This window comes from Glycomyces algeriensis (assembly GCF_027622855.1).
GTDB classification, from domain to species: Bacteria; Actinomycetota; Actinomycetes; order Mycobacteriales; family Micromonosporaceae; genus Glycomyces; species Glycomyces algeriensis.
In genome coordinates, this window is the sequence record NZ_JAPZVR010000019.1 from 63,486 (window position 1) to 84,041 (window position 20,556).

The 20,556-nt window shown below is 68.6% G+C and carries 22 protein-coding genes; 13 read left to right on the forward strand and 9 right to left on the reverse strand.

Annotated elements, in window-relative coordinates:
- Positions 1–93: 93 nt before the first annotated feature.
- Positions 94–1,512 (reverse strand): MFS transporter, encoded by a 1,419-nt coding sequence (locus O2L52_RS22610; RefSeq protein ID WP_270118407.1) that lies wholly within the window; start codon positions 1,510–1,512, stop codon positions 94–96.
- 119 nt (positions 1,513–1,631) lie between these two features.
- Entirely contained in the window at positions 1,632–1,889 is a 258-nt protein-coding gene (locus O2L52_RS22615) for a hypothetical protein (RefSeq protein WP_270118408.1), read from the reverse strand.
- Positions 1,890–2,053: 164 nt separating this feature from the next.
- Here O2L52_RS22615 and O2L52_RS22620 point away from each other — a divergent pair, with 164 nt between their 5' ends.
- The 5 genes from O2L52_RS22620 (at position 2,054) to O2L52_RS22640 (ending at position 7,287) form a co-directional block, all read left to right on the forward strand.
- The gene (locus O2L52_RS22620) at positions 2,054–3,043 is read left to right on the forward strand and encodes a helix-turn-helix transcriptional regulator (RefSeq protein ID WP_270118409.1); all 990 of its coding nucleotides are present in this window, start codon (positions 2,054–2,056) and stop codon (positions 3,041–3,043) included.
- 144 nt (positions 3,044–3,187) lie between these two features.
- Positions 3,188–3,601: a hypothetical protein gene (locus O2L52_RS22625; protein WP_270118410.1), complete on the forward strand. Its 414-nt coding sequence runs from the start codon at positions 3,188–3,190 to the stop codon at positions 3,599–3,601.
- Between the two features lie 71 nt (positions 3,602–3,672).
- Positions 3,673–5,187 carry a multicopper oxidase family protein gene (locus O2L52_RS22630; RefSeq protein WP_270118411.1) on the forward strand — a complete coding sequence of 505 codons (1,515 nt, stop codon included), beginning with the start codon at positions 3,673–3,675 and terminating at the stop codon, positions 5,185–5,187.
- A gap of 73 nt (positions 5,188–5,260) precedes the next feature.
- Positions 5,261–6,568 (forward strand): MFS transporter, encoded by a 1,308-nt coding sequence (locus O2L52_RS22635; protein WP_333490224.1) that lies wholly within the window; start codon positions 5,261–5,263, stop codon positions 6,566–6,568.
- Positions 6,511–7,287, forward strand: coding sequence for a sulfite exporter TauE/SafE family protein (locus O2L52_RS22640; RefSeq protein WP_270118413.1), 777 nt, complete (start codon positions 6,511–6,513; stop codon positions 7,285–7,287). The genes O2L52_RS22635 and O2L52_RS22640 overlap by 58 nt, the downstream gene beginning before the upstream one ends.
- 76 nt (positions 7,288–7,363) lie before the next feature.
- Here O2L52_RS22640 and O2L52_RS22645 read toward each other — a convergent pair whose 3' ends face one another.
- Complete coding sequence (locus O2L52_RS22645) at positions 7,364–7,768, reverse strand: nuclear transport factor 2 family protein (protein ID WP_270118414.1); 405 nt, start codon at positions 7,766–7,768, stop codon at positions 7,364–7,366.
- Positions 7,765–8,625: an NAD(P)H-binding protein gene (locus O2L52_RS22650; protein WP_270118415.1), complete on the reverse strand. Its 861-nt coding sequence runs from the start codon at positions 8,623–8,625 to the stop codon at positions 7,765–7,767. Before O2L52_RS22650 ends, O2L52_RS22645 begins: the two co-directional genes overlap by 4 nt.
- A gap of 225 nt (positions 8,626–8,850) precedes the next feature.
- On the opposite strand from O2L52_RS22650, the gene O2L52_RS22655 reads away from it, so the two are divergent.
- Both O2L52_RS22655 and O2L52_RS22660 read left to right on the forward strand, forming a co-directional pair.
- A complete protein-coding gene (locus tag O2L52_RS22655) occupies positions 8,851–10,281 on the forward strand; it encodes an MFS transporter (protein WP_270118417.1) in 1,431 nt (476 codons plus the stop codon).
- Positions 10,282–10,414: 133 nt separating this feature from the next.
- Entirely contained in the window at positions 10,415–10,891 is a 477-nt protein-coding gene (locus O2L52_RS22660) for a TetR/AcrR family transcriptional regulator (protein WP_270118418.1), read from the forward strand.
- A gap of 43 nt (positions 10,892–10,934) precedes the next feature.
- Here the strand turns inward: O2L52_RS22660 and O2L52_RS22665 are convergent, their stop codons facing one another.
- The gene (locus O2L52_RS22665; protein ID WP_270118420.1) at positions 10,935–11,210 is read right to left on the reverse strand and encodes a YHS domain-containing protein; all 276 of its coding nucleotides are present in this window, start codon (positions 11,208–11,210) and stop codon (positions 10,935–10,937) included.
- 101 nt (positions 11,211–11,311) lie between these two features.
- Between O2L52_RS22665 and O2L52_RS22670 the strand changes: the two genes are divergently transcribed.
- From O2L52_RS22670 to O2L52_RS22685, 4 genes are all read left to right on the forward strand, one after another.
- Entirely contained in the window at positions 11,312–12,460 is a 1,149-nt protein-coding gene (locus O2L52_RS22670) for an NAD(P)/FAD-dependent oxidoreductase (protein ID WP_270118421.1), read from the forward strand.
- Positions 12,461–12,590: 130 nt separating this feature from the next.
- Positions 12,591–12,986: a hypothetical protein gene (locus tag O2L52_RS22675; RefSeq protein WP_270118423.1), complete on the forward strand. Its 396-nt coding sequence runs from the start codon at positions 12,591–12,593 to the stop codon at positions 12,984–12,986.
- A 75-nt stretch (positions 12,987–13,061) separates the two neighbouring features.
- On the forward strand, positions 13,062–13,664 hold the full coding sequence (locus O2L52_RS22680) for a DUF305 domain-containing protein (RefSeq protein ID WP_270118424.1): 603 nt from the start codon (positions 13,062–13,064) through the stop codon (positions 13,662–13,664).
- Positions 13,665–13,980: 316 nt separating this feature from the next.
- The gene (locus tag O2L52_RS22685) at positions 13,981–16,164 is read left to right on the forward strand and encodes a heavy metal translocating P-type ATPase (protein WP_270118425.1); all 2,184 of its coding nucleotides are present in this window, start codon (positions 13,981–13,983) and stop codon (positions 16,162–16,164) included.
- A 96-nt stretch (positions 16,165–16,260) separates the two neighbouring features.
- Here the strand turns inward: O2L52_RS22685 and O2L52_RS22690 are convergent, their stop codons facing one another.
- The 3 genes from O2L52_RS22690 to O2L52_RS22700 are packed head-to-tail and all read right to left on the reverse strand — an operon-like array spanning position 16,261 to position 17,885.
- On the reverse strand, positions 16,261–16,542 hold the full coding sequence (locus tag O2L52_RS22690) for a hypothetical protein (RefSeq protein ID WP_270118427.1): 282 nt from the start codon (positions 16,540–16,542) through the stop codon (positions 16,261–16,263).
- Positions 16,539–17,513, reverse strand: a complete 975-nt coding sequence (locus tag O2L52_RS22695) for a hypothetical protein (RefSeq protein WP_270118428.1) — start codon at positions 17,511–17,513, stop codon at positions 16,539–16,541. Before O2L52_RS22695 ends, O2L52_RS22690 begins: the two co-directional genes overlap by 4 nt.
- A 12-nt stretch (positions 17,514–17,525) precedes the next feature.
- A complete protein-coding gene (locus tag O2L52_RS22700; RefSeq protein ID WP_270118429.1) occupies positions 17,526–17,885 on the reverse strand; it encodes a hypothetical protein in 360 nt (119 codons plus the stop codon).
- A 175-nt stretch (positions 17,886–18,060) separates the two neighbouring features.
- Here O2L52_RS22700 and O2L52_RS22705 point away from each other — a divergent pair, with 175 nt between their 5' ends.
- Positions 18,061–19,227 carry a hypothetical protein gene (locus tag O2L52_RS22705; protein ID WP_270118430.1) on the forward strand — a complete coding sequence of 389 codons (1,167 nt, stop codon included), beginning with the start codon at positions 18,061–18,063 and terminating at the stop codon, positions 19,225–19,227.
- A 77-nt stretch (positions 19,228–19,304) separates the two neighbouring features.
- Positions 19,305–20,297, forward strand: coding sequence for a hypothetical protein (locus O2L52_RS22710; protein ID WP_270118431.1), 993 nt, complete (start codon positions 19,305–19,307; stop codon positions 20,295–20,297).
- A gap of 2 nt (positions 20,298–20,299) precedes the next feature.
- On the opposite strand, the gene O2L52_RS22715 is transcribed toward O2L52_RS22710, so the two are convergent.
- Positions 20,300–20,556 (reverse strand): FAD-dependent oxidoreductase (locus tag O2L52_RS22715; protein WP_270118432.1); only part of this gene is annotated, 257 nt, incomplete at its 5' end.

Sequence of the window (20,556 nt, forward strand, 5' to 3'; positions counted from 1 at the left end):
CCCCCCCTCTGTTGGGGGGGGGGGGCGGGGGGGCCGGGGGGGGGGGGGGGGGGCGGGGGGCCCCCCCCCCCCCGCCGGTCTAGTGGTTCACCCTCAGGCCGCAGTGGTCACCACTGCCTTCGTGCGGCGCACGGTCACCGCGGCGAGGACCGCGGCGGCCAGCGCGACGACCGCCGCTGCGGTGAACGCGGTCGAGAAGCCCTCGGTCAGCGCGGGCTTGTTCCCGACTTCGCCCGCGCCGTTGGCGACGGCGAGGGCGGTGACCACGGCCAGGCCGAGGGCTGAGCCGATCTGGTAGCCGGTGTTGACGATGCCTGAGGCGAGACCGCCCTGCTCGGGGCGGGCGCTGGAGATCGCCGTCTGGAGCGAGGGGATGAACGCGAGCGCCATGCCCAGTGCGGCCAGGAGCGAGGCGGGCAGGACGTCGACTGCGAAGCTCCCGTCAGGGCGGATGAACGAGAGCCAGAACAGGCCGCCGGCGAGCAGCACCAGGCCGGTGACGATCATGGCCTTGGAGCCGAAGCGGGCCATGAGCCGCGGGGCGATGGCGACCATGCCGATCATGATGAGCAGGGTCATCGGCAGGAGCGCCGCCCCCGAGGGGAACGCCGAGTAGCCGAGGACCTGCTGCAGGTAGAGGTTGAGGAAGAACCACATCGGGATCCAGGCCGCGCCGAGCAGCAGCTGCGCCAGGTTGGCGGCGCCGAGGTTCGGGGCGCGGAAGATCGCGAGCGGCATCAGCGGGCTGCGTCGCTTCGCCTGCAGCGCAATGAAGGCGCCGAGCAACGCGACGGCGACCAGGAGCGTGCCCCAGGTGGCGGGTGCGGCCCAGCCGACTTCGGGTGCGCGGACGATCGCGAACACCGCGGCGGCCAGGCCGAGGGTCGCGGTCAGGGCGCCGAGGACGTCGATCGAGCCGCGCTGTGCGCCACCGCCGGGCAGGAGTGCCGGGGCGGCGGCGAGGGCGAGGACGGCGACGGGGATGTTGATGTAGAAGACCCACGGCCACGAGGCGTACTCGGTGATGAGGCCGCCGAGGAAGACTCCGGCGGTGCCGCCGGCGGGGGCCGCCGCGCCGTAGAACGCGAAGGCCTTGGTGAGCTCCTTCGGGTTGCCGCCGAACAGCATCATGAGCAGGGTCAGGGCTGAGGGTGCGATGAGCGCTGCGCCGGCGCCTTGGATGCCGCGTCCGGCCAGTTCGGTGGCGACGTCGGGCGCGATGCCGGCGACGAGCGAGCCGACCGCGAGGATCAGCCAGCCGAGGCTGAACATCCGGCGGGCACCGAAGAGGTCGGAAAGCTTGCCGCCCAAAAGCAGCAGGCCGCCGAATACAACGACGTAAGCGTTGAAGACCCACGAAAGGTTCTCCTGGGTGAAGCCCAGTTCGGCTTGCATCTTCGGCAGTGCGACGCCGATGATCGAGGTGTCCATGATGACCATGAACTGGGCCAGGGCGATGAGCGCGAGAGCGATCCAGCGCCGCGAGGCCGGGGGCGTCGAGGTGGTCGACATGTCCGTCTCCTATACCGGTAGGGGGTATGCCAGGGAGGCACTACTCCATTGGTACGCAGGACTTCCGGGGGCCCGGCGAACTGCGTGGATGTAGTTTTAGCATACCCCCTGGGGGTATATCAACCGCTGTGTTGCAGGTCGCTTTCCCGCGACATCGTGCTCCAGCCTGCTTCGGACAGGGTGTCCGCGGCGCACTCGGCGGCGGTGAGGTCGTCCACGATGACGCACACTTTGCCCTGGTCTGCAGCAATGTCCACGGCGAGCACGCCGGCCAGACCCGCAAGTTCCTCGCGAAGGCCGGCAAGGCATTCGGCGCACGTCTCCGCGCTCAGTTCCGATACTCGGAACGCCACAAGGCTGTAGTCGACAGTGATCAATGCATCTCCTCTGACAGCGCGATCGCCCGGCCCGATACCCCTCTCGGGTACCGTCGCGGACGCTTGATCCAAGCCTGTCCGAGACGGTCCCTCCCGTCCACGGATCGGCGTGTCCGGTGCGCGCCATGGCGGGAACCGGACAACGAAACGAATAGGAGCCCTTCATGGTCGACCCTCGCGGCGGCGAGACCGAAGGCCGGTCCGCGCAATCGGTCTACGCCCGGATGCTGCATCACGGCGAGACGTTCGCGCAGGCCGTTGCGGCAGTGGAGTTGCCCGGCACTGAGGTGCCGCAGATCCGACGCCGACTCAGCGAACTGGGACTCCTCGACGGCACCGCCGAGATCGCAGTCGACGCCACGGCCGCACTCGCCCGCATCCTCGACGGAGGCCGCGATCAGCTCACTGAAACCCTTGCAGCCCTGGTCGACCGACAGGAGGCCGCGCTCTCCCTCGCAAGCGACTACGTGCGGCTCGCAGCCAAGGGACGCAGCAGCTCAGTCGAGCTCCTGCCCGCTGACGAGACATTCAGGCCGCGCATGGAGGCGCTACTTGACCAGGCCGCCGCAGCGTGCTCGAGCGACCTGGTCCAGATGCACCCGTATGCGGTCTGGGACGAGCGGTACTTCGAGGCGACCTTGCGACGCGATCTCGAACTCGGCGCGCGAGGGCTGCCCATGCGCACCATCTACTCCCAGCAATCACTGCGGCGGCACAACATCCGCGACCACCTCCGGCGCAAGAACGACGCCGGAGTCAAGATCCGGGCCGCGCCACTCGCACCGGTCCGCATGGTCGTCTACGACCGGGAACTCGCGATCGTGCACGCCCCGCGCGACGAGGGGATCGGCGCGATCGTCATCCGCGACCGCCTCATCGCCGAACCGCTGGTCGACTTCTTCGAGTACTGCTGGATCACCGCCTCCGAGCTCGACGAGGTCCTGGCGAGCACGGACGGCTCCGGCCTGACCGAACAGCAGAACGCCGTCCTGCGCCTCCTCGCATCCGGCTCCAAGGACGAGGCGATCGCCCGCAGCCTGGGCGTCTCCGTGCGTACGGTGACCCGAATCGTCGCCGAACTGATGGGCGAGCTCGGCGCGACGAGCCGCTTCCAAGCCGGCGTCCTGGCCGCCCGCCTCGGCTGGCTCGACTGAGCAATGCCGGCCGGCATTGCGCACCAATACCCCTGCCCGGTATAGTTACCGAGCTGAAGTCCAGAGCTCGCAAGCATCCAGTAGACGCCCCACGCGTGGAGTTCCTCAGCTCCGCTTGCCTCGCTTAAATATCAAGGTGATGCCATGGCTCGCAAGATCGCGCGTATCGCGCTGGTCGCGGTGCTCATGGTGGGCGTGGTCGCGATGCACTCCTGGGGCCACCGCGGACACGGCGACGAACCCGAGGTTGAGACCGCCGCTGCCGCAACGCATCACCACGCCGGCATGATGCACCACGACACGGCGGAAACCGACCCCGAGTCCGATGAGGACCCGTCTGGTCTTCTGTCACTCCTGGGGTTCATGGTCTGCAGTGGTGTGATGCTGCGCGTCGCGCTCGAACTCCTGCGGCCGTTGTTCGACCGGGCGTTGACTGCTCTCGCGGTGCTCGAAGCAACGGTCGAGGCCGCACCCGCTCGAGCCCGGCAATGGGCGCTACCGGCCGGGTTCAGGCCGACTTCGCTGCTGCTCAATCGGATCGCGGTGCTGCGGATCTAGATTCGGCCCCCGCCTGGGGATAAGCCGCCGAATCAGCATCCATAGCAACGCCATCCGAAAGGCAAACCATCATGCGTGCACTGACACGTCGCTCCGTGCTGCGCGGCGGAGCCGCCGCGCTCCCCGCCACCGCCCTCGCCGCCTGCTCCGAGGACCAGCCGGCCGCCCCGTCATTCGTCGCCCCCGACTCCGAACGGGTCGCCGCGGCCGAGGCCGCCCGCAACCCCGGCGCCGTCCGGGAGTTCCAGCTGGGTCCTGTCGCCACCGAAGTCGATCTCGGCGGCCTCATCGTCCCCACCTGGTCCTACGGCGGCCAGATCCCCGGGACTCCGATCCGCGTGAACCGCGGCGAGCAGGTCAAGACGGTCGTCACCAACGGCCTGCCCGAGCCCACCACCGTGCACTGGCACGGGCTCCAGATGCGCTGCGACGCCGACGGCGTCCCCGACCTCACCCAGGCGCCCATCGAGCCCGGCGTCACCTACACCTACCAGTTCACGGCCGCCGACGCCGGCACCTACTGGTTCCACCCGCACATGGGCACCCAGCTCGACCGCGGGCTCTACGCCCCGCTCATCGTCGACGACCCCGACGAGGCAATCACTTGGGACCTGGAGTGGACCGTCGTCCTCGACGACTGGATGGACGGCGTCACCGGCACCCCCGACGACGTCCTCGCCGAACTCGCCCAAGGCATGAACATGGACGAGGTCGGCTCCGGCGGCGGCCACGACGGCCACGGCCAAGCCCCCGCGAACGACTCGTTCCTGCTGCACGGCGCCGAATCCGACCTCCTCGGCGCCGACGCCGGAGACGTCCGCTACCCGCACCACCTCGTCAACGGCCGCGTCCCGGCCGACCCCGAGGTATTCGCGGCCGAACCCGGAGCGCGCGTGCGCATCCGGATCATCAACGCCGGAGCCGACACCGCCTACCGGGTCGCGCTCGCAGGGCACCGGCTCACCGTCACCCACACTGACGGATTCCCTTGCGAGCCTGTCGAAGCCGACGCGATCCTCATCGGGATGGGCGAGCGCTACGACGTCCTCGTCACCCTCGGCGACGGCGTCTTCCCGCTGGTGGCCGAGGCCGAAGGCAAGCACGCCCGCGGCCGCGCCCTCGTGCGCACCGGAACCGGCGAGGCACCACCGGCCGACTTCGTTCCGGCGGAGCTGACCGGGCACGTCCTCTCCTACCCCGAACTCGCCCCGGCCGATCCGGTCGCGTTGCCGGGCAAGGCACCCGACCGCATCATCGACCTGGAGCTGACTGGTTCCATGGAGCAGTTCGACTGGGCCATCAACGGCCGCCCGCACGACCTCACCAACCCGTACCCGGTCGAGGAAGGCGAACGAGTCCGACTCCGGTTCATCAACGGCGACGCCATGTGGCACCCCATGCACCTGCACGGCCACACCTTCGCCCTCGCCGACACCGGCCTGCGCAAAGACACCGCGATCGTCCTGCCCGGGCAGACCCTCGAAGTCGACTTCGACGCGGTCAACCCCGGGCTGTGGATGCTCCACTGCCACAACCTGTATCACGGTGAGGTCGGCATGATGGCCGCCCTCGGCTACCTCGCCTAACCAGCCACCGGGTCCGGCAGGCCGCGGCCTGCCGGCCCCGGCACCGCGAACTCCCTCGTCAGAAAGTCCTCCAATGCACGCCTCCCGCACCCCGTTCCTTGCCAGACTCCTGGTCACAGGTTCCGGAATCATGAGCCTCGCCAACTCCGTCACCATCCCGTTCCTGGCCGTCTTCCTCCGCCGCGAACTCGGGCTCGAACCTGCGGCAATCGGCCTGGTCATCGGCTCCTCGGTCTTCTTCTCCATCGCTGCGGGATTCTTCGGCGGCACCCTCTCCGACCACTTCGGCCGCATACCAGTCCTGATCGCCGGACTCAGCGGCGTGGTCGTGTCCTTCGCGGGCTTCGCCGCCGCCGAGCACCTCGCCGCCGTCATAGCCGCCAACGCCGCACTCGCCCTGTCCAGCAGTGTCTTCGCGCCCGTCAGCAAGGCCCTCCTCGGCGACCTGCTCCCCGAGGGCACCCGCGTGCGCTGGTTCTCCCACCAGTACCTGGCCACCAACGCCGGCTACGCCATCGGCCCGCTCCTGGGCGTCGCCCTCGGCCTCTCCGGTGCCCGCATCGCCTTCGCGGTCGCCGCGGCCGTCTACGGTCTCTACCTCGCCGCGCTCGCGGTCACCGCCAGGTTCACTCCGAGCCTGCCCACCCCCGCAGCGAACGCCCAGGGCCCGAGTGGGGCCGACCGGCTCCTGAGGAGCCTGCGAGCCGTCGGCACCGACCCGCGGCTGCTGATCCTCCTGTTCGCCGGGCTACTCCTGGAGTCGGTGCAACTACGCATCTCCGCGCTCCTCGCCCAAGACCTCGACCTCAGCTTCGACAACGGCGCGCAGATCCTCGCGGCGGTCATGACCACCAACGCCGTCACCGTTGTCGCGTTCCAGTTGCTCGCCGCACGGTTCGTGCTGCGACTGGAGGCGGTCACCGCGATCACGGTCGGCGGGCTGCTGCTGTTCGCAGGCATGGCGGGCTTCGCGTTCTCGACCACCTTGTGGCACTTCGTGGCCGCGATGGTCGTGTTCAGCTTCGGGGAGGTGTTCATCGTGCCCTCCGAGTTCGCCCTCATCGACCGCATCGCCCCGCCCGAGGCCCGCGGCGCGTACTTCGGCGCGCAGTCCTTCACCCAGCTCGGCGGCTTCGCCGGACCCTTCCTCGGCGGCTTGCTCCTGGCCGAATGGGACGGCATGGTCATGTACCTCGGCATCGGCACCCTCGCGCTCGCCGCCGTCACCGTGTACCTCGCAGCCGGCCACCGTGTTCCCGGCCTGCGGCGGACGGCGTCCACCCAACGAGTCAATAATCCTACTAACTCGATAGAGTTAACGGCGTGCTCGACTGGGACCTGCTGCTCGGCTTCGCGGCCGGCCTCGCAATATCGGTCGTGACTGCCCCGGCCGGCGTCTCGGGCGCGGTGTTCCTGCTGCCGGTGCAGCTCAGCGTCCTGCACGTCCCCAACCCGGCGGTCACCCCGACCAACCTGCTGTACAACGTGATCGCAGGACCAGGCGCCCTCGCGCGGTACGCCCGCAGCGGCGCGCTCCGGTCGCGACTCGCCGGACTCCTGATCCTCGGCACCCTGCCCGGCGTCCTGATAGGCGCGACGGTGAGGGTGCACCTCGTCGCCGATGCCGATCTGTTCCGGCTTTGCGCCGCCGCCGTTCTCGCGCCCCTGGGCGTCTGGCTGCTGCTCGCGCGCCGCGCCCGCACGAGCACGCGGACCGGCCTGCGCCGCTCTACGATCCTTGCCCTGGCGTTCGCAGCCGGGTGCGTCGGCGGTGTCTACGGCATCGGCGGCGGCTCGCTGCTGAGCCCGATCCTCGTCGGGACCGGCCAGTCGGTCGCGGTCGTCGCCCCCGCCGCGCTGCTATCGACGTTCGTCACCTCCATCGCCGGATGCGCAGCGTTCGCGGCCCTCAGCCTGACCGCCCCGGGCGACGTCGCGCCCGACTGGCCGCTCGGTATCGCCTGCGGCCTAGGCGGACTCGTCGGCGGCTACTTGGGCGCCGCGATCCAGCCGCGGCTGCCCGAACGGACCCTGCGGCACCTTCTCGGTGCCCTCGCCATCGCCCTCGCAGCCCTGTACACCGCCCAGAGCGCGTTCTGAACTCAGGCACGCTGACCGCGCTGGCCGCTGAGTTTACGGGTGGGCTCCGCTCGGTGATCCGCTTCAGCCACCTCGACTAACTCGGACTGGAGGACTCCGGGATGGTGCGGGTCAGCTGATGGGCCTCGGCAAGGCGCCCGTCCGGGGTGAACCGGCCGAAGAAGTAGACCTCGTTAATGATCATGGCACCCTTGCGCATCCGGGCGCTGATGGTCAGGCGGGCGGCGATGCGGTCACCGTCAGCCACCGCTTCATGCACGTCGAAGCGGCCCTCGACCAAGTTCTTGCGCACCGGCTTGATGTGCGCGAGCAGTCGGTCGTAGTCGAGGCGGACACCGTCGGCGTACTGGACGATGTCGCGCGTGTAGTAGCGGTCCATGGCCGGCCCCGGGTCGCCTCCGCCGTGGACGACCTCGTCGTTGAAGTTCGTGAAGAAGTCGGCGATGAACTGCTTCGGATCGGTTCGGTCGAGCGGGATCATGCGTGCTCCTTGAAGACGTCGACGTGGTCGGCGATCCAGCCGCGGTAGGTGCGCGCCGGGCGGCCCAGGATCGTCGGCACTTCGTCGGTGAGCTCGGGGTCGCGCCCTTCGAACGCGGCGAACCGTGCGATGAAGGACGCCGCCAGCTCAGGCGGCAGGCCCATGGCCGCGATGCGGGCGGCGAACGCCTCGATCGAGGACTCCCGGTACCGCAGCGGCCTGCCGGTGACCTCGGCGATCACCTGCACCATCTGGGCGTGCGTGAGTGCTTCGTGCGAGGTCAGGACCGGCTTGCGCCCGAGCAGGTCGTCGGTCGCGAGCGCGTGCGCCGCGACTTCAGCGACATCGCGCGGATCGACGACGGCTTCGGCGAATTCGGCGTACGGCCATTCGACGGTGTCGCCGGCCTGGAGCTGCCCGGCCCACAGCGGCGCGGCCATGCTCGAGTAGACCTGCGGCCGCAGGCTCGCCCACTCCAGCCCGCTGGATTCGACGGCGGCCTCGCACTCGCGGTTGCGGTCGCCGGCGTACCGCGAGGGCTGCAGTGAGAGGTCCTGCTCGACGTTGTACGCCGCGAGCGCGACCAGCCGGGACGCACCGTGTTCCTCTGCAAGGGAGGCGAACTCTGCGCACGCGTCGCCGATTGCCCGGGAGTTGAGGAACGCCGCCCGCACGCCTTTGAAGTGCGCGGCGATCGTCTCAGGCCGCGAGGGATCCCCGGCGACGACCTCGACTCCCGCCGGGAACCCCGCCTGGGAGGGATCACGGGTCACGGCCCGCACCTCCAGCCCGCGGGCGATCAGCGCCTCGGCCAGGGGGCGACCGACGGTGCCCGTGGCACCGGTGATGAGGATCATGACGCTCCTGTCTGCCTGGTTCTTCCGCTCGGCATCCAGCCTCTCGCCCTGGGGACCTTGGCGCATCGCACCAGCGGCGGCATTCGGGCCTACGGCGGTGGGCGCAGACGCAGCACGGTTCGCACCCAGCGGAGTATCCCGATAACTCGTACACCCATGTTTGAGTTCTTTGGAAATCCGAGTACGCTCAAACTCATACATCAATGTTCAAGTTAAGGAGTGATCGTGTCCGCGATCCACCACCCCGAGGCCGCCACCGAGGCGCCGCCGCTGCCTCGGCGCTGGCTCATGCTGGCGCTGCTGTGCACCGCGCAGGCGATGCTCATCATCGACATCACCGTCGTCAACATCGCGCTGCCGACGATCGGCGCCGAACTCCGCCTCGACCGGGAGGCGCTGACCTGGATCGTCACCGGCTACACCTTGGTCTTCGGCGGCCTCATGCTGTTCGGCGGCCGCCTCGCCGACCTCTTCGGGCGCCGCCGCATGCTCCTGATCGGACTCTCGCTGTTCACCGCGGCCTCGCTCGCCGCGGGCCTGGCGCAGACCGGCCCGGTCCTGCTCGGCGGGCGGCTCGCACAGGGCCTCGGCGCGGCCCTCATGGCGCCCGCGATCCTCTCCACCGTCACCACCGCGTTCCACGGCACCGAACGCCACCGCGCGCTCGGCCTCCTGTCGGCGATCGCCGGCGGCGGCGCGGCACTTGGCGTCCTCGTCGGCGGCGTGCTCACCGCCGGACCCGGCTGGCAGTGGATCTTCTACATCAACGTCCCCATCGGAGCGGTGATCCTGGCGCTCCTGCCCGGCGTCCTGCCTGCCGACGCCCGACCGTCGCAGCGCGAACGCGTCGATGTGCCCGGCGCGCTGCTCGTCACCGCCGCCACCGCCGCGCTCATCTTCGGCCTGGTCCGCGCGGGCGACGATGGATGGACCTCGCCTACGACGCTCGGCGCCCTGACCGCCGCGGTCATCCTCTACGCGGTCTTCGCACTCGTCGAGCGGCGCACCGCCGCGCCGCTGATGCGCGTGGCGCTCCTGGCCCGCCGCACCGTCGTCACCGGCGCGTTCCTGATGCTCATGGCGACCGCGCTGCTCATCTCGTTCTTCTTCCTCGGATCGCTGTACCTCCAGGACTTCGCCGAGTACTCCGCACTGCGCACCGGCCTGCTCTTCCTGCCCGTCGCCGTCGCCACCACGATCGGCGCGCAACTGGCCGCGCACCTCATCGGAAAGACCGGTCCCAGGCCGATCGCCGTGGCCGGGATGGTGCTCGCCGCCGCCGCGTCCGGATGGCTGGCGATGCTCAAGGAGGACAGCGGGGCCGCCGCCGTGGTAGCGGGACTCGCGTTGGGCGCGTTCGCACTCGGCACGCTGTTCATCACCGCGAACGCCACCGCGCTCTCACGCGTGGACCCGCATGAGGCCGGCGTGGCCTCCGGGATGGTCACCACCTTCCACGAGCTCGGCGGCTCGGTCGGCGTCGCGGTGATGTCGACCGTCGCGGTCGCCAGCATCGGCGCGAGTGTTCCGACCCTCTCGGGGTTCACCGACGCGTTTCTCGTCTGCGCGATCGCTTCCGGCGTCGCCGCGCTCATCGCGCTGATCCTGGTCCCCGGAGGGAAGGTCGAGATGAGCGGCGGCCCTCACGGGCACTAGCTACCCTTCAGGCATGGCCGACGGAACGACCGCGTCGGGCCGGCGGCCCCGCGGGGCCCGCCCGGGCGCCGCCCCCCGCCCCAGAGACACACTACGCCCCCCGGGGCTCCGGCTCTACAGCTCGCGGCCGGGTGTGAGTGTCGCCGAGGTCGCCGAAGCCGCCGGGATCGGACGCGTGACCCTCTACGGCCACTTCCCCTCCCGCACCGAACTCGCCAAGGCCCTCATGGACCGGGCGTTCGAGGAGACCGAAGCGGCCTGGCGGGACGTCGACACCACCGGACCGGCCGGCGACACGCTCGAGCGCGTCCTGCGCGAGCAGTGGCACCTCATGGAGCGCAACCGCAACCTCCGCGACAACATCATCGGCGACGTCTCCCCGCAATGGCTGCGAGCGCGCCACGATCCCATCCTGAAGCGCATCGAGGACCTGATCACCCGGGGCCAGGACGACGGCGCCTTCCGCACCGACCTGCCGCTCTCATGGATGCTGACCGCCCTCTACAGCCTGGTCCACGCCGCCGCCGACGAGATCACCGCCGGCCGCCTCACCACCGAACAGGCCCCCGAGATCCTCGTCGCCAGCCTGCGATCCCTCTATCGACCATAAGAAGGGCCCGTAGCGCATTGCACCACGGGCCCTTCGATTCCGCTCAAGCAGCGGCGGTCGCGTACTTGGCCGGGTCGGCGTCGAAGAGCGGGCCGCAGGCGTCGCAGCACAACCAGTATCGCTGGCCCTCGTAGTCGCGGAACAGGCCAGCCGCTTCAGCGTCGGCCTTGACGACAGTGCTGCCGGTCATGACGGGGCATTCAGCGATGGCGTCGGCCCCGGCGTCGGCGACCTGCTCAGCCGAGGCACCGTGCCCGTGGCAGTGGCCTCCGGACTGCTTCTGCTCGCCGTGACCGTGGTGGTGGTCGTGCTCGGACATCGGAACTCCATTCAATCGTTATACCCCCTCGGGGTATTGTCGAGATCCATGTATACCCTACGGGGGTATCAAATGTAAACCCTCCTCGAAAGGAGTCCGCGATGCGCGAGCTCACGATCGCGGTCATCGGCAGCGGTGCGGCCGGGACCTCCGCCGCCCGGACCCTCGTCGGCCTCGGTTTCGGCGGCAGGATTCTGGTGATCGGCGAGACAGGGCGCGCGCCCTACAATCGCACGCTCGTCGACAAAGGGCTGATGACCGGACTCCTGACTGCCGAGCAGATGGCACTGCCGGCGGTGGCGGGCACGGAGCGCCTGCTCGATACGGCCCTCGGCTTCGACGCCTCCGCGTCCTCGATTCGCCTGGCCTCCGGCGCCGAACTGCGCTTCGACGCCGCGATCGTCGCGACCGGCAGCCGACCTCGACTGCTCGAAACGGCACTTCCAGGACTCCCCGAGGCCATCGCCACCGGACGTGTGACCACGCTGCACTCCACGCGCGATGCCGAGGCGATCCGCGGGCGCCTCGCCGTAGGGCCACGCCGCGTCACCGTCCTCGGGGCCGGTCTTGTGGGCTCGGAAGCGGCGAGCCTCCTCCACGAAGCGGGCCACCAGGTCACCCTCGTCGCCCGCTCGAAGGTCCCGCTCGTGCCAGCGCTCGGTCGAGCGGTCGCCGAGCAGGTCGCCGACCTCCACCGAGGGCACGTCACGACGCTCTTCGGACGCACCGCCGCCGCCTTCAAGCACCACTCGGACCAGGTCGACCTGCTGCTCGACGATGGCCGGGTCATCGAATCCGACCTGGTGATCGTGGCCCACGGAACGGTCGCATCACCACCAGCGAGCGAAGGTCTCATCGTCGACGACCGGCTCCGCGCCCACGGCGAAGCATCGCTCTATGCCGCCGGTGGCGTGGCCGTGCTTCCATTCGGCGACGGTCGACGTCTTCGGATCGATCATTGGGACGACGCCGCGGCGCAAGGCGCCCATGCGGCCCGGTCGCTACTCCACAGTCTGGGTCAGGTCGATGACCCAGGTCCGTACCGGGCGAGCAGCCGCTTCTCGATCCGCCTCCACGGCACCACCATCGCGGGCGCGGGCGTTGCCGTGCCCGGAGTGGTCGAACGCGCCGCCTCCTACGAACCCCTGATCACCGTCTTTGAATCCACAGAGGGCACACCGACCGGCGTAGTCGGCGTGAATGCGGCTCGCCAGATCCAGGACTGGAGCACGAGACTGCATCGGACATGACGCGCGGCCTGCTCAGGTCCCGCACAACGCCGTCAGCCGGTGAATTACCATGAGCGCGTCCTCCCCTGTCGAGCCCAGACGCCTGCAGGGGTCATGTAGCCCGGCCGCGGGCTTCAGGAAGGCTGGCGTGTTGACCTGCTTGCGAGCGCTCTGGAAGGCCACGCTCATCGTGGTGGCCGTCGGAGTCGCGCTCATGCACACGACCGGGCACGCCTGCACTGACAACGTCTGCCACTCAGAGACGTCCTCGGCCGCCGCGGTAGGCGAAATGCACGCCGCACCCGCTGAGGACGAGGACCATCACGATCACCCGATGGGCACCGGCATGAACCCCATGCAGGTCTGCATGGCGATCCTCACCGGGCTCGCCTTGGCAGTGTCGCTGTGGGCGATTTGGCGGCTTACCCGGATGGCCTCCGACAGCCAGCTCGTGCTGCGTCTTCGTCGCGTCGCATGGGACATGCCGGTCTCGCTTCCTCCCGGAGGCAGACTGTCCTACATGGAACTCTCGGTGTTTCGCATTTAGGCCGAACCGCTGGTCCGCGGACCGCTTCGACCCTTCCATGCGACAACACCGTTTCGACAGGAGAGTTTCCAGACCATGAGCACGACCTTCACTGTGCGCCGCGCGCTGTCCGCCGGCATCGCCGCGTTCGCCGCGCTGTCCATCGCCGCCTGCTCTGACAGCGGCGACGAGGGCGGCCACGACATGGACTCCATGGACTCGGAGTCCGAGTCCACCGAGGCCGACTTCAACGACGCCGACGTCACGTTCCTCCAGATGATGATCCCGCACCACGAGCAGGCCGTCGACATGGCCGAACTCGCCCAGGCACAGGGCGCTGACCCCGAGGTCATCGATCTCGCCGGTCAGATCGCCGCGGCGCAGCAGCCGGAGATCGACGAGATGACCGGACTGCTCGAAGCATGGGGCGAGCCCACCGAGATGGAGGGCCACGAGGGCATGGACATGGGCGGCATGGCCACCGAGGAGCAGATGTCCGAACTCCAAGCCGCCCAAGGCGTCGACTTCGACAAGCTGTTCGTCGAACTGATGATCGCCCACCACGAAGGCGCCGTCACGATGGCCGAGGAGCACCACGCCGAGGGCCAGAACGCGGATGCCTCTGTGATCGCCGACGCCGTCATCGAAACGCAGACTGCCGAGATCGCTACCCTGCAAGAGATCCAGGCGCGGCTCTAGCCGCGCGGACTGGGAGTCGAGGCGGTGTTCATTGCCTCGCCTCCCAGCCCTTTGACCCCGCCGCTTGGCACCAAGGCGAAGATTCGGGCGGACATCCGCTCCCCGGGCTCGCGCGAGGAACCCCGGATATCTAACTACTATTCATCTTAGTAGAGTTGCCGGGGATCCATCTCAGGCGAAGGCGAGGGACGGGTCACCGATCCGAGCGGAGCCCTTCGGGAATACCACCGCGCGTGGAGCGGTTGAACCGGCTTGTCGTATACCCCCTAGGGGTATACTCTCTAGCTGAGAAGCAACCATACGGAAGGAGCCTCCAGTGAGCAGTCACCACGCCCATGGCGACGATGCGAGGCACCACGAACACCACGGCCACGAGACCGACCATGGCGATCACGCCCAGCACGCCGGCCATGGCGAGCACGAGGCACACGGGTCCACCGTCACGGCTGAGCAGCATGACGCCCACGGCGCGCACCAGGGACACTCAGCGCATGGCGGGCACGACAAGCACGCCGGCCACGACCCCGAGGCGTTCCGGCGCAAGTTCTGGCTCAGCCTGATCGTGACGATCCCGCTGGTCGTCACCAGCCACATGATCATGGACTGGTTCGGGTACACGCTCGAGTTCCCCGGCATGGACCTCGTCGGTCCCGTGCTCGGTACGTTCGTGTTCTTCTACGGCGGCTGGCCCTTCCTCGCGGGCGGCGTCCGCGAGATCCGCGACCGGGCGCCCGGCATGATGCTGCTGATCGCCACCGCAATCACCGTCGCGTACATCGCCTCGCTCGCAACCAGTCTCGGCCTGTTCGACCTCGAGTTCTGGTGGGAGCTCGGCGCACTGGTGACGATCATGCTGCTCGGCCACTGGCAGGAGATGAAGGCCATCGGCCAGGCCCAGGGCGCGCTCGCCGCGCTCGCGGCGCTGCTGCCCGACGAGGCCGAGCGCGTCGCCGAGGACGGCTCGACCGAGACCGTCCCCGCGTCCGAACTCGTGGTCGGCGACGTGGTCCTGGTCCGCTCCGGCGCTCGCGTCCCCGCCGACGGCGAGGTCGTCGGCGGCGAGGCCGAGATGGACGAGTCCATGATCACCGGCGAGTCCCGTCCCGTGCCGAGGCGGCCAGGCGACCGAGTCGTGGCCGGCACCGTCGCCACCGACTCGGCGATCCGCGTGCGCATCAACGCGGTCGGCGACGACACCGCCCTAGCCGGCATCCAACGGCTCGTCTCGCAAGCCCAGGAGTCCCGCGGACGCGGTCAAGTCCTCGCGGACCGGTTCGCGGCCCTGCTGTTCTACATCGCCATGGCCGCCGGCGTAGCCACGTTCGCGGTCTGGTCGCTGCTCGGCGAGCCGAGCACGGCGGTCGTCCGCACCGTCACGGTCCTGGTCATCGCCTGCCCCCATGCGCTCGGCCTGGCGATCCCGCTGGTCGTCTCGATCACCACGGCCGTCTCGGCCAAGGCCGGGATCCTGGTGAAGGACCGGCTCGCGATCGAGCGGATGCGCACTGTGGACGCCGTCCTGTTCGACAAGACCGGGACGCTGACCAAGGGCGAGCACACCGTCGCCGGCGTCAGTGGAACCGAAGGGGCCGACCGGGACGAGGTGCTGCACCTGGCCGCGGCCGTCGAGTCCGACTCCGAGCACCCGCTCGCCCGCGCGATCGTGGCCCACCACGGCCACGAGCACGGCGAAGGCGCCCGCGCCTCCGACTTCCGTTCGCGCACCGGCAAAGGCGTGGAAGCCGCGGTGGACGGCAAGCGGTACGCGGTCGGCGGACCGGCGCTGCTGCGCGAACTCGGCGTCGAGGCGCCCGGCGAGCTGCGGGGCGACATCGACACCTGGTCGGGCCGGGGCGCGACGGTGCTCTACCTGATCGCGCTCGATGGCGAGCCGAAGGTGCTCGGCGCGATCGCGCTCGAGGACGAGATCCGGCCCGAGGCGAAGCAGGCCGTCGCCGACCTGCGCGCCCAGGGCGTGAAGACGATCGCGATGATCACCGGCGACGCCAGGGCCGTGGCCGAGGCCGTCGCCGCCGATCTCGGGTTCGCCGAAGGCGACGAGGTCTTCGCCGAGGTGCTGCCCGCCGACAAGGACCAGGCCGTCGCGGACCTGCAGGCCCGCGGACTGCGGGTGGCGATGGTCGGGGACGGCGTCAACGACGCCCCCGCGCTGGCGCGGGCCGACGTCGGCATCGCGATCGGCGCGGGCACCGACGTGGCGATCGAGTCCGCCGGGGTGGTCCTGGCGTCCTCGGACCCGCGCGGGGTCGGCGGCGTGCGGCGGCTCTCGAAGGCGAGCTACCGCAAGATGATCGAGAACCTCGGCTGGGCGGCGGGCTACAACATCGTCGCGATCCCGCTCGCGGCCGGCGTGCTGGCCGGCATCGGGATCACGCTGAGCCCTGCGGTCGGCGCGGTGCTGATGTCGGCCTCCACGATCGTGGTCGCCCTCAACGCGCAGCTCCTGCGCCGGGTGCGGCTCACGCCCGACGCCGAATAGCCGAAGGGGCCGCAGGCCAGGAGATGGTCTGCGGCTCTTCTCAGGTCAGCCCGGTCTTCTCCCTGGTGCGGATGGCCAGGACGACATGACCCCTTCTCACTTCTGTACTCGCAGCTTCTGCTGAATTGCCTTGAGCGTTTCGGCCGACCGCAACTGGGTGGCCTCATATAGGGCAATGGCATTCGGATCTACGGCGCGCACCCAGGCGTCGTTGCCATCGAGGTTCCACCAGTGGCCGGCGTACTTGACTGTCATGTCGAGGATCGGAGAGAGCGGGATGACTTCCCGGTCGAGCCAGTGCTTTCGCATTTCAGTGGCCGTCATGACCTTCGGCAGACGGTGGGCTGGCAGCTCGGTCTGGGAGGGTCGACGGTTCATTGTTGTCCTCCCGTCGAGCCTTGGCGGTGGGACGGTCCTTGCTGCTGTTGGGGCGAGGGAGGGGCGTGGGGATCGATCTGATTGGCGTCGTGGAAGATCGAAGACGGACTGATGGATCGCTCGACTGAGAGGGGTACACGCTGCCCGGCGGCGAGGCTGACCTTGATGTCCTCGGCGAGGAGGTGTTTGGCGGTGTCGATGCCGGTCTTCTGGTCGGTTTCCGTGCAGGCGAGTCGGGCCACGAAAGCGGCGTCGGGTTCGATGTAGTTCGGCGGGTTGTCCCCGAGGCCGACAGCGATCTCACGGGCCTTGGCGATTTGCCAGACCAGGCTGATGTCGGTGGTGAAGTCGCCGTCCCAGCCGGCGGAGGCGACGGCTTCGTAAGCGACGCGGCAGCGGAAGTCCTGGACGGCCTCGGGCGGGACGATACCCACGAGAGTCTTGGCCTGCTCGGGGTAGGCCATCAGGGCGGCGACGAGAAGTTCTTCGTGGCCGGTGCGGGTCGCGGCCTCGGGGGCGATGGCAGCGACGGCCTGATCGGGCCAAGGGGTGTCAAGGAGGCTTTGATAGAGGTCGGCGTGGCGGGCGTTGAGCCGCGGCGTATCCGCGTCTTGCCCTTCGCTCGAAGCAAGTGCACTTGCGGCGTATGCGGCGAGGTCGCGTTGCGTGCTGCCGTCAAGGACCATGCTGACGTAGAAGGGCAGCTCGGTCTCGGCGGGTGCGTCGAAGCGGAGTCGTTCCAACCGTTCGGCGTCAAGGCCTGGGGCGTCAAGGCGTTCGGCGGCCGCGCGGGTCAAGTCGGGGCCCTGCAGGTCGGGTTGTTCGCGGTGGAGGTCCTTGACGACCTGGTAGACCGCGGCGTACCCGGGGTGGGAAATGTCGCGAGCCTCGATCGCGTCGACTGCAAGTTCGGGACGGGCCAGGACGGCGGCGAGGTAGCGGCGCTCGGCCTCGGTTATCAGTGTCGGCATCGGTGGTGTTCCTTAGCGTTCGGGCCCAGCGGCGGCCAGGTTGTCGAGGCGTCGGTGCATCTCGGGGTCGGTGATCTTCACCCAGTCGCCGGTGTCCGTGTCGCGCGTCCACCAGTCGCCGAAGGATCGGACGTGATCGCTCTCCGGGCCATCGATGCCTCGCGCGGATCCCAACTCGAGGCGGCGGGCCATTTCTGCAACGGCAAGGCGCGGTGCCCGATTCTGGTGCGACAGTTCGCTGCTCATTGGTGCGTCGATGCCGCAACGGGGATCAGTCTCGAGCCAACGGGCCTTCAGGTCGGTCTTTGAGCGCTCGGCCAAACGTCGGCCACCACCATGTTCGGCTGCGCACCGCTCGGCGTAGAAGGTCAACTGGCTGCAACCCACACACGCAGACCTAGACCGCTACCGCGAACTCCTGCAAACCCACTACCCCGAAGCCAACCTCGACATCCAGACCGCGCTCCATACGCGACCGGTCGCCCTCCGCGCCAACTCCGCACACAATGTCGAGACCACCCGTCCACTCGACCGCTATCGGGAGGAGGTGACCGCCGTACTCGGCGAGGACATCGGTGGCCGGGTCACCCGCGAGCAGGCGTGGCCTGCGGTCATCGGATCTCTGCGCCGCACCGAGGAAGCCGGGCAACGCTCCTCCGAAGCGCTCCGTCGTGCCGCCGCGCAATGCGATTTCGATGGCCTCGACTCGATCGCGCAGAATCTCGCCTGGCGCATTGAACGCCAAACCCGCTTGATCGAACTCGATCCCACCCACACCGGCCAAGCCTGGCCCGCCCTCGCCTGGACTGCGAAAGCCTGGGAGGCCGCTGGCGGCGACGCCACCGAACTCATCGATGAGCTCGCTCCCGGCCGCGCCCTCGCCGATCTCGCCCTCGAGGCGGGCTACGAACTCACCTGGCACCAACGCACCCAAGCGATTCAGAACGCCGCACACCCACTCCCCTGGGCTAGCGCTCCGAACTCGATCCACCACAGCGAAGCCGTCCCCGTCGAACTCCGCAACTACCTCGACCATGTCGCAACCGCAATAGCTGCGCGCGTCGATCAACTCAGCGACCATGCCACCACCGAACGACCCGCTTGGACCCAAGCTTTCGGTGAGAGCCCGAGCGACGAAACAACGTACGACCGCTGGCGAAGTGCCATCGCCCTCACGGCCGCACACCGCGACCAGATACGCGTCGAAGCCGACGACCCGAACCACCCCTTCGGCCCTTATCCCGAAACCGGTCGAGCCGGACACCGTTCTTACTGGGCTGCAGCGAGTGCTGCTCTCGCGATTGACGTACCCGATGCGCTCAATCCGCGGACCGGCTTGGCCGACTCCGTCGACCAGCATCTCGCCCAAGCCATCGCACTCGACATCTACAAGGCGCTTCCGGCCTCAGGACGCGAAGCCGTTCAAGAAACGCTCGCAAACCGTCTCGGCCCCGCCTGGATGAGGTTCGCTCCCGACACCGAAATCGCGATCACCCAATCGGTTCCCGCAGAGAACCTGCTCGCTGCCCTCGCCGAACATCGCCTGCTCAGTCCGGAGATGGCGGCGGCTCTCCAGATCACCACGCCCTACCTCGGCTCACAGGAGCTTCAACCCAATGAAGTCGGCCAGGAATCGCCTTCGGCCATCGCCGCTGCCCACCCGCCAATGAGCTTCGCGATACGAAGGGAAACGGTCACATCACCCCGCCTTTAGGAGGCCGAGTCGACGGAAGTCGGCCTCCCGCCAACGGATGCCCCTGAAGTGTCGGCAGGGTCTGGAAGCATGGCCTCATGAGCAACGATGCTGATCCTCCCCACGCTGCGGTGGCGCTTGAGTACATCTCGCCGGAGGAACTCGAACTGGATCCCGCCAATCCCGTCGGGCCTGAGTTGATGATGTGGTGCTCACTGGTTCTCGGCGCAGTGGCGCTAGATCCATCTCGCACCCTTCTCGTCATCAGCGGCGATTTCGTTGCGTCGGTTCGTGATCGGCTTGAACCGGGTCTTCGCGAGAAATACACGACCGTGCGGAACGACGGTACAGTCGGAGCGAAAACCATGGCAAGACCAGATGGCAGTGTTCATGTCGTGATCCCTGCTGACTGGTTCAAGGCCGCGCTGATCGTGGATGAACCCGAACAGTTCGAGTCCATCGTCAAGCGAACCATCGCACACGAGGCGTTCCATGTCGCCATGATTCAGGCTGGCGAGGCGGAAAGCCTGTTCGAATCGGAACCTCACGCTCGCCGAAATTTCCTGGTCTCGGCTGAAGAGGTCATTAGCGAGTTCAGAGCAGAGACTGCCGTTGCTCCGGAACTGCGAGCAGGCGACGTCCCGTGGGACACGATCGAAGCTCTTCGGAGCCTCCGAGCTTCGTTGGCGCGCATCGCCGCTGAGTACCAAGTACACGGAGATGAAAATGCTCTTGAGCAGGGCATCTTCCATGAGTGCCACATCGCGTGGAAGGTCCTTGCCTTGGTAGCCCTCGAGCTTCGTGACTTCGAGACAGGGGCGATCGGTACTCCCCCTGAATCAGTCACCTCCCACTACTTGTGGCTTCGGATGGCGGCAGACCAATGGGGCCCGTTCACGGACATCCTCGCCACGGTGCCACCCGGCTCACATAGGATCGGCCGCTCCACGCTTTACAGCAGAGCGGCCGAGCTGGCTGACGTGCTCAACGACTGGCTGAAACTTCTAGGGTTCCATTGGGTGGATCTTGAGGACGGCCATTCATTCACAGTCCGTTCATGGGACTTGCTCCGTCCGGAGGACGGCAGGTAGCCCTAGACCTCTGAGCGTCCCGCGACCGCGGCATCTTCGAGCGCGGTGAGGTAGCGCTCGGCGTCGAGCGCGGCCGCGCCGGTGCCGGCGGCCGTGACCGCCTGCTGGTAGGTGTGGTCGACGAGGTCGCCCGCGGCGAACACGCCTTCGATGTTCGTGCGGGTCGAAGGGGCGGCCACCTTCACGTAGCCGGACTCGTCGAGCTCGACCTGGCCCTTGAACAGCTCCGAGCGCGGGTCGTGGCCGATCGCGATGAACA